This is a genomic window from Maribacter sp. (assembly GCF_039968975.1).
In the GTDB taxonomy this organism is placed as follows: Bacteria; Bacteroidota; Bacteroidia; order Flavobacteriales; family Flavobacteriaceae; genus Maribacter.
Genome location: NZ_JBDVOT010000157.1, coordinates 1 through 11,421 on the forward strand (window position 1 = coordinate 1; position 11,421 = coordinate 11,421).

Below are 11,421 nucleotides of genomic sequence, written 5' to 3' on the forward strand. Positions count from 1 at the left end.
AACTAGCAGCACTGCTGCCAATACCACTACCGGGTTTTATTCTTTTGTCAATTTCAATTTCAAACCCGCCATCATAATCAGATGCCAATAAAAATGCATTGCCGGCAACACCAGCTACATTGTTTAAGGTCTCTTTAGGTAAGTCTTGCCCTGTAAGTTTGGTTATTTTTATTCCCTTTTGAGATACTTTTCTAACTACCATTTCATCACCGACAGCATCTAGGGCAACGCCTAGAACATCAAATCCGCATGAAACGTTTGCAACTGTTGCAGGGCAAAAAACTTTAATTTCATTTTGGCTCATAATAAATACTGTTGTTATGAAATTTAGAAATTACCAATTCGTATAATATCCGCAAATATACCAGAAGCCGTTACGGCAGCACCAGCGCCAGCACCTTTAATGATCATTGGCTGATTAGGGTATCTTTCCGTATAAAATAGTACAATATTATCACTGCCTTCTAAGTTGTAAAAATCATGGCCTTTAGGTATTTCTTGTAGACCTACGCTTGCTTTACCATTATCGAACTGGGCTACATATTTCAACTTGCTATCTGCATTTTTTGCACTAGTGAATAAAGACTGAAAATGAGCTTCATTTTGTATTAAAGAAGCAAAGAATTCATCGTTGTTTGCTGTGTTTAAACTTTCTTCAGGTAAAAACGAATTATTGGTAATATCACTGATTTCTAATTGATTTCCACTCTCACGAGCTAAAATCAAAATTTTACGCATTACATCAACTCCACTTAAATCAATTTTTGGATCAGGTTCCGTATATCCTTCTTCCTGAGCTTGTTTTACTACATCATGGAAGGTAGTTTTGTCATTGAAATTGTTGAAAACAAAGTTTAAACTACCAGATAACACCGCCTGAATTTTCAAAATTTTATCACCAGATGCTATTAAGTGTTTTAGAGTATCTATAATAGGTAGACCGGCACCAACATTAGTTTCAAACAAGAAAGGGGCATTATATGTTCTTGCTAAAGATTTCAAATGAGAATAATTCTCAAATGTAGATGAACAAGCAATTTTATTACAAGTTACAACAGAGATACTATTGCCTAAATACTCGCTATAGGTTTTGGAAACCTCTTCACTGGCCGTATTATCGACAAATATGCTGTTTCTATAATTTAGGCTATTGACCAACGTTAAAAACTTAACCTTGTCTGCTTTTTCACCTGATGCAAGTTTTGAAGACCAATCATTTAAATCAATACCTTTTTCATCAAAAAGCATTGTTCTAGAATTAGACATTCCTATAACTCTAATGTTCAATTTTAAATTCTCTTTCAAGAATTTACGTTGTTCTTTAATTTGCTCTAAAAACTTTGCACCAACATTACCAACACCCATTACAAAAAGGTTAAGTTGCTTAATGTTTTCCTCAAAAAACTCTTCGTGCAATGCATTCAAAGCTTTTTTTACATCCTTCTCATTAATAATACATGAAATATTTCTCTCAGATGCACCTTGTGCAATCACTCGTATATTAACATTGTTTTTACCAAGCGTACTAAACATTTTACCACTCAAACCTTGATGACTTTTCATGTTATCACCCACTAAGGCGACAATGGCTAAATCATTTTCAGGAATTACTTTTTTTATTCGTCCTCTTTCAATCTCATATTCAAAAGCTTCATTTACAATATTTATAGCTTTTTCAACATCATCGGCAGATATACCTACACATATAGAGTGCTCAGATGATGCTTGCGTAATTAGCACCACGCTAATATCTGCTTGAGAAAGTACTTCGAAAAAGCGTTTTGAAATTCCGGGTATACCTACCATACCAGGTCCTTCTAAAGAAAGTAGTGCAATATTACCAATATGGCTTATTCCACGAACAGTCTTTCCTTTTTCATTTTTAGATTTAGTAATTAATGTTCCTGCTTCATCAGGACTAAAGGTGTTCTTAATAACTATTGATATACCTTTAGATAACACAGGTTGAATAGTTGGTGGGTAAAGCACTTTAGCGCCAAAATGAGAAAGCTCCATAGCTTCTTCATAAGAAATATGCGGAATAGCTTTTGCTTGTTTTACCATTTTTGGGTTGGCGGTATACATACCACTGACATCTGTCCAGATTTCTAATACATCCGCATCTATAGCAGCTGCGTAAATGGCTGCAGTATAATCAGAACCGCCTCTACCTAAGGTTGTAGATATTCCATCTTCAGAAGTAGCTATAAAACCTGGGCAAACCGTTACTTTTTTATCAGAAACTTTAAAGTGTTCAATGCAGTTAGCATTGGTTTTTACAAAATTAACTACATTTTTACCGTTGAGCTTGTGCGTAACAATAAGCTCTCTGCTATCCTTAAACTCAGCGTCTAGTTTTTCACTAATAAGGTATTCGCTAATGATATAAGAAGAAAGAAGTTCGCCGTAGCTAACTATTTTATCTGATAATTTAGGAGTGATTTCTCCAATAAAAAAAGCACCTTCTAATAATGTTTCCAGTACATTGAATTCACTTTTCACTTTACTTAATACCTTGCTTTGTGCTGTAACGGGCATAAGCTCTTTTATGGTAGATAAGTGTCTTTCTTCTAATGTACTTAGAATATTTTTATAAGATTCATCTTGAACAGAAGCTAAGGATCCAGCTTCTAGTAAAAGATCGGTTACACCTCCTAAGGCTGAAACAACCAGTATTATTGGGTCGTCATACTTAGAGATAATATTTTTAATTTTAATTATATTTTCAGGCTTGGCTACAGATGAGCCACCAAATTTTAGAACTTTCATGATATGAAATATTGACTTTGTAATTTAAAAAATGGTGTAATTAAACACGGGTACGGAGATATATAGTATTTAACCCCTAAGGGTGAAACATGCCGTAGTTGTACCATAAGTAATAGTAGCTGAAGTGAAATCGAATGTTATGTCTGTTTTATAGCAGTCCATAAATACTAATGGTTGAAAATCAAAAGTAGTACATTTGATAACTTAAACAAATCATTCCACAATTTTTTACGGAATAGTTATTTTTTAGATATAAATACAAGAAAGAATGAAATTATATAGTGCAAAACAGATTTATAAAGCAGATCAGATTTCCATTAAAAAAGAAGAGATAGAAAGTAATGAGCTAATGGAACGTGCTGCTTTACAACTCTTTAATTGGATGCATTTACGCATGCAAGGAGCTCCTGTTAAAATACATTTATTCTGTGGTATTGGTAATAATGGGGGAGATGGCATTGCTCTAGCAAGGCACCTTGTTGATCATGGATATAATTTAGAAGTGTATGTTATCAATTATAGCGAAAAGCGATCTAAAGATTTTCTAATAAATTTAGACCGATTAAAGGATCGTAAGGTTTGGCCTCATTTTATGAATTGTGATGATGAGCTACCGGTAATAGGAAGAGAAGATGTTATTATAGATGGTATTTTTGGAATTGGATTGAATAGAACACCAGATGCCTGGGTTAAAAAAGTAATTCAACATTTAAATAGTTCTGAAGCATTTATTCTTTCTATTGATATTCCGTCAGGATTATTTACCGATGAAGGTCCTGAGGATTTCGAATCTATAATTAAGTCAAATTATGTCTTAAGTTTTCAAACTCCCAAGTTGGTATTCTTTCTTCCTGAAACAGGCAAGTTTATAGATCAATGGGAAGTGTTGGATATAGGACTAGACCCAGAATATTTAAGAGAAACAGAAACTGATTATGAATTAATAGGTAAAAATGAAGTTCTTACCTTGTATAGACCACGTGAAAAATATGGACACAAAGGTACTTACGGGCATTCATTGATAATTGGCGGTAGTTATGGTAAAATGGGTTCAGTATGTCTTTCGTCTAAAGCAGCACTTTATTCAGGTAGTGGTCTTGTAACATCTTATGTGCCTAAAATAGGATATAATATTTTGCAAACTTCTTTACCGGAAGTTATGGTTTTAACAGATGCCGATGAAAATGAACTTACGGATATAAAGTTTGATATAAAGCCATCAGTTATTGGAGTAGGGGTTGGTATTGGTACAAGTGGGGATACGGTAAATGCTTTATCTAGTTTCTTAAAAAGTAATAAGTTGCCATTAGTAATAGATGCTGATGCTCTTAATATTCTTTCTCAGAATAAAGAGTTGTTAAAAGAGTTGACGGAAGATTCCATTTTAACTCCGCATCCAAAGGAGTTAGAGCGGTTAATTGGAAATTGGAAAGATGACTTTGAAAAATTAGATAAGGTCAAGAAATTTTCTAAAAAATATAAGTGTATAGTTGTTGTTAAAGGAGCACATACTATTGTTGTACAGAATGATAAGGGTTATGTAAATACAACTGGAAACCCTGGTATGGCTACCGCAGGGAGTGGTGATGTCTTAACAGGTGTAATTACGGGGCTAAGAGCTCAGGGTTATCCTGCTTTAGATGCGGCAATATTTGGGGTCTACTTGCATGGTAGAGCTGGTGATATTGCTGTAGAATCTACAGGATTTCAATCTTTAACAGCATCTCATCTCATTGATAATATGGCTGGAGCATATTTAGATTTATTTAAAATGCCAGAACAACCTGTAGTTGAAGAGGAGAATCAACAAAATTGATTTGGTTTAAGAATTAACTCTTCTTTTTACCCATTTTAAAGCATTATCAAATTCTATAAAAAACTTCATAGGTTTTTTATAAAACAGTTTTTCAATCTTAAAGTTATGCATGTCTATCTCTTTTACAGAGACAATTGCAAAAGCTTTAAGGTTTTCTAATTGTTTAAGATAGTTGTATATGGTAGGGTCAATGGCAAAAGAATTTTTGCGCAAACTTATAAAGCCAAAGTTTCTGTCCCTAAAATGAATTTCAGATATACCAATAATTTGATACGCTCTCTCTAAAGTTAATGTAGCTCCCTCGTCAAAGATTGATACCATGTAATTATCATAAACTTGAATTTTTCCGGTTTCTAATTCGTACTCCCGCACGATTACCTTTTTCTTGGTAGATCCTAACTTCATTCTTATATTATTATATAGTGTGTCTGAAGCGAAAGTATAATGAACTACATTTTCTAGGTAAATTTTTAGTTTAAACGCTAAAATATCGTTCATACTGCGTATGCCTACTGTTCAGTGTATTTGTATTCTTACAATTGAAATTGAATTATACGAAAAAGGAGCCCTACAAAGGGCTCCTTTTTTATATAGTAGTAAAGTGTGAATACCTATGTTTTAGGTGATTCTTCCTCTGCTTTTTCAATTTTAATGGTTAATTCTTCACTTTTCTTATCAAGATCGATATAAATACTATCTCCTTCTTTAAGCTTAGAATTCACTATTTCCTCTGCAAGTGCATCTTCAATATATTTTTGAATAGCTCTTTTAAGCGGTCTAGCTCCATACTGTTTGTCAAAGCCTTTCTCTGCGATATAATCTTTAGCTTCGTCAGTAAGGTTCAAGTGGTAACCAATATCTTTGATTCTCTTGAACAACTTCGCTAACTCAATATCAATAATCTTATGAATATCTTCTCTTTCTAGCGCGTTGAAAACAATTACATCATCAATTCTATTTAAGAATTCCGGAGCAAAGGCTTTTTTCAAAGCATTTTCAATAACACCTTTTTGGTGTGCGTCTTCTTGTGACTTTTTGGCAGAAGTACCGAAACCAACACCTTGTCCAAAATCTTTTAATTGTCTAGCGCCAATATTAGAAGTCATTATAATAATGGTATTTCTAAAATCAATTTTACGACCAAGACTATCAGTTAAGAAACCATCATCCAATACTTGTAGCAACATGTTGAATACATCTGGATGCGCTTTTTCTACTTCATCTAAAAGAATTACAGAGTAAGGTTTTCTTCTAACTTTTTCAGTCAATTGACCGCCTTCCTCGTAACCTACGTATCCTGGAGGTGCACCAACTAATCTAGAGATGGCAAACTTCTCCATATACTCACTCATATCTATACGAATAAGTGCGTCTTCAGAATCAAAAAGTTCTTTTGCCAATACTTTTGCCAACTGTGTTTTACCAACACCTGTTTGACCTAAGAATATAAACGAGCCAATTGGCTTGTTAGGATCTTTAAGTCCGGCTCTGTTACGTTGTATCGCTTTAGAGACCTTTGCAACCGCATCATCTTGACCAATAACGTTAGATTTAATAAGCTCTGGTAATCCTGCTAATTTATTGCTCTCTGTTTGTGCAATTCTATTTACAGGAATTCCACTCATCATAGAAACAACATCGGCAACATTATCTTCGCTAACAGTTTCTTTGTTAAGCTTACTGTCATCTTCCCAGCGCTCTTGAGCTATGGCAAGTTCCTTTTCTAGACTTTTCTCGTCATCACGTAACTTTGCAGCTTCTTCGTATTTCTGCTTTTTGACAACGCTGTTCTTAAGTTCGCGTACATCCTCCAATTTCTTTTCTAATTCAAGAATTTGTTTTGGAACATCCATATTTACAATATGTACACGAGAACCAGCTTCATCTAAAGCATCAATAGCTTTGTCCGGTAAAAAACGATCCGTCATGTATCTATTTGTCAACTTAACACAAGCTTCAATAGCTTCGTCAGTGTAGGTTACATTATGGTGATCTTCGTACTTACCTTTTATATTATGAAGAATTTCAATTGTCTCATCAACAGAAGTTGGTTCAACAATAACTTTTTGAAAACGTCTTTCTAGTGCGCCATCCTTTTCAATATACTGTCTGTATTCATCTAGGGTAGTGGCACCAATACATTGAATTTCACCTCTAGCCAATGCTGGTTTAAACATATTGGAAGCATCTAAACTTCCGGTAGCTCCACCTGCACCAACAATAGTATGAATTTCATCAATGAACAAAATGACATCATCATTCTTTTCAAGTTCGTTCATAACCGCTTTCATTCGCTCTTCAAACTGTCCACGGTATTTTGTACCGGCAACCAAAGAAGCAAGATCAAGGGTAACAACTCTTTTGTTATAAAGAATTCTAGAAACTTTTTTGTCTATTATTCTTAGGGCAAGTCCTTCTGCAATGGCACTTTTACCAACACCTGGCTCACCTATAAGCAATGGGTTGTTCTTTTTTCTTCTACTAAGAATTTGAGAAACCCTTTCTATTTCTTTTTCTCTACCAACAACAGGGTCTAATTTATTCTCCTCGGCCATTTGGGTAAGGTCCCTACCAAAATTGTCTAATACCGGGGTTTTAGATTTTTTGGAGCCTTTTTGACTAGAAGAAGCGCCAAAAGTACTTTCTTTACCTTCGTTCGTATCTTCAGAGTCACTAGGAAAAGATTCGGCCGTTGGCCCATCTACCATATCGTCGTCACTTGTAATCATAAACTTAAATTGTTCCTTAACTCCGTCATAATCCACCTTTAATTTATGTAAAAGTTTCGTAGTAGGGTCATTTTCATTTCTAAGAATACAAAGTAGAAGGTGCGCTGTATTTATAGAAGAACTTTGAAAAAGTTTAGCTTCTAGAAATGTAGTTTTCAATGCACGCTCTGCTTGCCTTGTTAAGTGTAAATTCTTTTTATCTTTTTGTACGCCACTGGCGTTAGGGTTAGAGGGACTAAGTATTTCTACTTTTCTACGTAGGTGTTCAAGATCAACTTCTAAAGCATCTAAAATGCTTATAGCCTTCCCGTTTCCATCTCTAAGAAGCCCTAGCATGAGGTGCTCGGTACCGATAAAATCGTGACCAAGTCGCAATGCTTCCTCCTTGCTATAAGCAATTACATCCTTAACTCTTGGGGAAAAATTATCATCCATATACTATATTATCTACTATAAAATTACTAAATATGATTCAATCAATGGCAAATACCGTACCTATAATCGTTAAAGTTATTGTAAAACCCATTAAATGCGGCTTTAATAGTGTCTAAATCCTGATATAAAGTAAAAATTAACATAACTATGCCAAGTGTTAATAAAAAATAATATTATTAAATCCACTTATTCTTAAAACGCTCAGGATTTAAGTATATTGGCATGCTTTTTTACTAATTAAAAAACAGAAGATTTTAAAATGGCTGACGGTGAAAAATTGATTCCCATTAATATTGAAGAGGAAATGAAATCTGCCTACATTGATTACTCAATGTCGGTCATTGTGTCACGAGCCCTGCCAGATGTCAGGGATGGATTAAAACCCGTACACAGAAGAGTTCTTTTCGGAATGCATGAATTAGGAGTTAGAAGTAATAGCTCGCATAAAAAATCTGCACGTATTGTTGGTGAAGTTTTAGGTAAGTACCACCCGCATGGTGATACTTCGGTATATGATGCCATGGTTCGTATGGCTCAGGAATGGAGTTTGCGTTACATGTTGGTAGATGGTCAAGGTAACTTTGGTTCTGTTGATGGTGATAGCCCTGCGGCAATGCGTTATACGGAAGCCCGTATGCGTAAGATTGCAGACGATATGCTTATTGACATAGAAAAGGAGACCGTAGATTATCAATTGAATTTTGATGACTCTTTAAAAGAGCCAACGGTACTGCCAACAAGGGTTCCAAGTTTGTTGGTGAACGGTGCATCTGGTATTGCTGTAGGTATGGCTACCAATATGCCACCACACAATTTGTCTGAAGTTATAGACGGTACGGTTGCATATATTGATAATAACGATATTGAGATAGATGAGCTTATAACACATATTAAAGCGCCAGATTTTCCTACTGGAGGAACTATTTATGGCTATGATGGTGTAAAAGAGGCTTTTCATACAGGTAGAGGACGTGTAAAAATGCGTGCAAAAGCAACTTTTGAAGAAGTTCAGGGTCGTGAATGTATCGTTGTTACTGAAATTCCTTACCAGGTCAATAAGGCAGATATGATCAAGAAAACTGCCGATCTTGTTAATGATAAGAAGCTAGAAGGTATAGCTAATATTAGAGATGAATCTGACCGTAACGGTATGCGTATCGTTTACATCTTAAAGAGAGATGCTATTCCTAATATTGTATTGAATATGCTGTTTAAGTATACAGCATTGCAAACATCTTTTAGCGTTAACAACATTGCATTGGTTAATGGAAGACCACAGTTGTTAAATGTCAAGGAAATGATTCATTATTTCGTTGAGCATAGACATGAAGTTGTGGTTAGACGTACACAGTTCGAATTAAAGAAAGCTGAAGATCGTGCACATATATTAGAAGGTTTAATTATTGCTTCAGATAATATTGATGAGGTAATTGCTATTATAAGAGCTTCTAAAAATGCTGATGAAGCAAGAACAAACTTAATTGAACGATTTAAATTAAGTGAAATTCAAGCGAAGGCAATCGTAGAAATGAGACTTCGTCAACTAACTGGTCTGGAGCAAGATAAGCTAAGAACAGAGTATGATGAAATTATGCTTCTTATTGCAGATTTAAGAGATATTCTTGATAAGAAAGAGCGTAGAATGTCTATCATCAAAGATGAACTTCTTGAAATTAAAGATAAGTACGGAGATGAAAGAAGGTCTGTAATTAATGTTGCAGGTGGTGATCTTAGTATGGAAGATATGATTCCAGATGAGCAAGTGGTAATTACCATTTCTCATGCAGGTTATATTAAGAGAACTCCGTTAACGGAATACAAGACACAAAATAGGGGTGGTGTTGGCCAAAAAGCATCTTCTACAAGAAATGAAGATTTCTTGGAACATTTGTTTGTAGGTACCAATCACCAATATATGTTATTCTTTACCCAGAAGGGTAAATGTTTCTGGATGCGTGTATTTGAAATTCCGGAAGGAAGTAGAACATCAAAAGGACGTGCAATTCAGAACCTTATAAATATTGAGCAAGATGATAGTGTAAAAGCATTCATTTGTACACAAGATTTAAAGGATGAAGAATATATAAATGCCCATTATGTTATTATGGCTACAAAGAAAGGTGTTGTTAAGAAAACATCTTTAGAGCAATATTCAAGACCACGTCAAAATGGTATTAATGCCATTACCGTGCGTGACGGTGATGAATTGTTAGAAGCTAAATTAACTACAGGTTCAAGTGAGATTTTCTTAGGACTTAAATCTGGTAAAGCAATTCGTTTTGAAGAAAGTAAGACAAGACCAATGGGTAGAAATGCTTCTGGGGTTCGTGGTATTACTTTGGCAAATGATGAAGACGAGGTAATCGGTATGGTTTCTGTTCATAATTTTGAAGATGAAATATTAGTTGTTTCTGAAAAAGGTTATGGTAAGCGATCAAGTATTGATGATTATAGAGTTACCAACAGAGGAGGAAAAGGTGTTAAGACTATTAGTGTGACCGATAAAACGGGTGGACTTGTAGCAATTAAAAACGTTACCGATTCTGATGACTTAATGATAATCAATAAATCTGGAATTGCTATTCGTATGAGCGTAGAGGATTTACGTGTAATGGGTAGAGCAACACAAGGTGTTAGATTGATAAATATTAAAGGTAATGACTCTATTGCTGCAGTTGCAAAGGTTATGAAAGATGAAGATGATCTTGAAGAATCTGAAATACTTGATATTGAAGTAAATGCAGAAAATGGCACGGAGGTTGATAATTCTGATTCCGAAGAAAGTACTGACACTGATAATTCTGAAACTGAAGAGTAACATTATTTAAAAGTAAACACTAATAATTAATATATTAAAAATGAAGAATAGATTATTACTTGTAGCGGCACTGACATTTTCAATGATCGGTTTTGCTCAGAAGAATGAAATAAAAGCTGCTGAAAAGGCATTGAAAGCTGGTGATTCAGCTACTGCACAAACAGCTTTAGAAGCCGCTTCAGGTACCATTGCCGCAGCAGATGAAAAGACGCAGGCGCAATATTATTTTACAAGAGGTAAGATATATAATGATTTGGCTAAGAAAGGAAATAATGATGCGTTTGAAAAAGCGGCATCTTCTTTTAAGAAAGTTGTAGAAATAGAAGAGGCTTCCGGCAAGCAAAAATATACTTCTGAAACTAACCAGTACATGGCAGCATTAACTGCTGATCTTGTAAACTCTGCTGTTAGTGATAATGGTAACAATAAGTTCAAAGAAGCTGCTGAGAAATTATACATGAGTTATACGCTTAGTCCAAAAGATACTTCATACTTGTACTATGCTGCAGGTAGTGCTGTAAACGGTGGGCATTATGAAATGGCTTTAGGCTATTATAACGAACTTCAAGAAATTGGTTATGATGGTGGTAGTATGATTTATAAAGCAACCAATGCAACTTCAGGTGAAGTAGAGGAAATGGATAAGGTTCAACGTGACCTTATGGTAAAATCAGGTACTTATTCTAACCCTGTAGATGAGAAGACTCCATCTAAAAAAGCTGAAATCGTTAAGAATACTGCATTAATCTATACGCAATTAGGTCAGGATGAGAAGGCTTTAGAGGCTTATCAAGAGGCTAGAAAAAATGATCCAGAAGATGTAAATCTTATTTTGAACGAAGCTAACTTATATT

General features: G+C 34.8%; 5 protein-coding genes and 2 pseudogenes. 3 read left to right on the top strand and 4 right to left on the bottom strand.

Annotation, left to right across the window (positions count from 1 at the left end; translation table 11 throughout):
* Together ABJI11_RS10655 and thrA are read right to left on the bottom strand one after the other, a co-directional pair.
* Positions 1–304 (bottom strand): annotated as a pseudogene (locus tag ABJI11_RS10655) (homoserine kinase); the annotation flags it as partial.
* Positions 305–327: 23 nt separating this feature from the next.
* The gene (gene thrA, locus ABJI11_RS10660) at positions 328–2,769 is read right to left on the bottom strand and encodes a bifunctional aspartate kinase/homoserine dehydrogenase I (RefSeq protein ID WP_348351957.1); all 2,442 of its coding nucleotides are present in this window, start codon (positions 2,767–2,769) and stop codon (positions 328–330) included.
* 268 nt (positions 2,770–3,037) lie between these two features.
* On the opposite strand from thrA, the gene ABJI11_RS10665 reads away from it, so the two are divergent.
* Positions 3,038–4,585, top strand: coding sequence for an NAD(P)H-hydrate dehydratase (locus ABJI11_RS10665; protein ID WP_348351959.1), 1,548 nt, complete (start codon positions 3,038–3,040; stop codon positions 4,583–4,585).
* 6 nt (positions 4,586–4,591) lie between these two features.
* Here the strand turns inward: ABJI11_RS10665 and ABJI11_RS10670 are convergent, their stop codons facing one another.
* Positions 4,592–4,990: an STAS/SEC14 domain-containing protein gene (locus ABJI11_RS10670; RefSeq protein WP_348351965.1), complete on the bottom strand. Its 399-nt coding sequence runs from the start codon at positions 4,988–4,990 to the stop codon at positions 4,592–4,594.
* 206 nt (positions 4,991–5,196) lie between these two features.
* Entirely contained in the window at positions 5,197–7,749 is a 2,553-nt protein-coding gene (locus ABJI11_RS10675) for an ATP-dependent Clp protease ATP-binding subunit (protein ID WP_348351961.1), read from the bottom strand.
* Positions 7,750–8,008: 259 nt separating this feature from the next.
* Here ABJI11_RS10675 and gyrA point away from each other — a divergent pair, with 259 nt between their 5' ends.
* Both gyrA and ABJI11_RS10685 read left to right on the top strand, forming a co-directional pair.
* Entirely contained in the window at positions 8,009–10,567 is a 2,559-nt protein-coding gene (gene gyrA, locus ABJI11_RS10680) for a DNA gyrase subunit A (protein ID WP_348351963.1), read from the top strand.
* A 40-nt stretch (positions 10,568–10,607) separates the two neighbouring features.
* A pseudogene (locus ABJI11_RS10685) lies at positions 10,608–11,421 on the top strand (hypothetical protein); the annotation flags it as partial.

What these genes read in the sequence shown, in the direction of transcription:
- ABJI11_RS10670 (WP_348351965.1), bottom strand. Translation starts at nt 4,990, where the DNA reads ATGAAGTTAGGATCTACCAAGAAAAAGGTAATCGTGCGGGAGTACGAA.
- ABJI11_RS10675 (WP_348351961.1), bottom strand. Translation starts at nt 7,749, where the DNA reads ATGGATGATAATTTTTCCCCAAGAGTTAAGGATGTAATTGCTTATAGC.
- ABJI11_RS10665 (WP_348351959.1), top strand. Translation starts at nt 3,038, where the DNA reads ATGAAATTATATAGTGCAAAACAGATTTATAAAGCAGATCAGATTTCC.
- thrA (WP_348351957.1), bottom strand. Translation starts at nt 2,769, where the DNA reads ATGAAAGTTCTAAAATTTGGTGGCTCATCTGTAGCCAAGCCTGAAAAT.
- gyrA (WP_348351963.1), top strand. Translation starts at nt 8,009, where the DNA reads ATGGCTGACGGTGAAAAATTGATTCCCATTAATATTGAAGAGGAAATG.